Source organism: Bacillus sp. 05T31, assembly GCF_056396725.1.
The window spans coordinates 1-781 of sequence record NZ_JBFTMA010001163.1 but is presented as its reverse complement, the minus strand read 5'-3'; the positions used below and the strand labels follow the sequence as shown (position 1 = coordinate 781).

Annotated in this window: 2 protein-coding genes; one reads left to right on the top strand and one right to left on the bottom strand. The window is 32.3% G+C overall.

Annotated elements, in window-relative coordinates; translation table 11 throughout:
• On the top strand, nt 1–488 hold a 488-nt coding region (locus AC1DJR_RS32115), incomplete at its 5' end, for a hypothetical protein (RefSeq protein ID WP_477004481.1).
• A 46-nt stretch (nt 489–534) separates the two neighbouring features.
• Here the strand turns inward: AC1DJR_RS32115 and AC1DJR_RS32110 are convergent.
• The gene (locus AC1DJR_RS32110; RefSeq protein ID WP_476997695.1) at nt 535–759 is read right to left on the bottom strand and encodes a helix-turn-helix domain-containing protein; all 225 of its coding nucleotides are present in this window, start codon (nt 757–759) and stop codon (nt 535–537) included.
• Nucleotides 760–781 lie beyond the last annotated feature (22 nt).

Sequence of the window (781 nt, the reverse complement as noted above, 5' to 3'; positions counted from 1 at the left end):
ATGTCTACGCGCCATATGATTCCAAAATAAAAGACAATAGTCAAAAGGTTTTTCATTTTCTATCCATCGTTGATGCTTATATAGAATTAACAAAATACGATACACCTTCTCATGTACTGATTGAACCAAAATTCGGCCAAAAAGGAACAATTGAATGCGATATGTTTTGTTTATTCCGAAACACTCCATTTATGATTGAAATTCAACGTACTCAATACAGTGAAAAAGTTATGCAATCCAAAATAGATCGATATGAACAGTTTTATTTATCAAACCTTTGGCAACAATTTCACTGGCAACGACCAAATAAAAAAGTATTCCCTATCGTTCTTATGATTACTGATACACATTATCAAATCACGAGCGACTATATAAAAGTAGTTCAAGTGCCGAATATCCATAGTTTAATAAACATGTTCTCTCCTATTAAAAAAGCTTCTGTATCTTCACAATCACCCAAAAATGGCATTAAGATTAAAATCAACTAAAATAATAAAAGAGCTAGTAAAATTCTAGCTCTTTTTTCTATGGCACTTACATACTCCAAAAATCATTAATATCAACCTTTGAATCATGCTTTCTAATAGCCTTAATTAATTTCCTCATCACTTGTGGACTAGGAATATAGTCTTTTTCATTACAAGCCTTAGAAACTGTATTGCGACTTACTCCACTAGCACCTATCAGATCTTTTTGCTCCAGACCGCGTTCAAACAACCATTTTGCTAACTTTGTTTTTTTCTTTGGTTTTCCCCACATTGTTTATGTACATCCCTTTCAC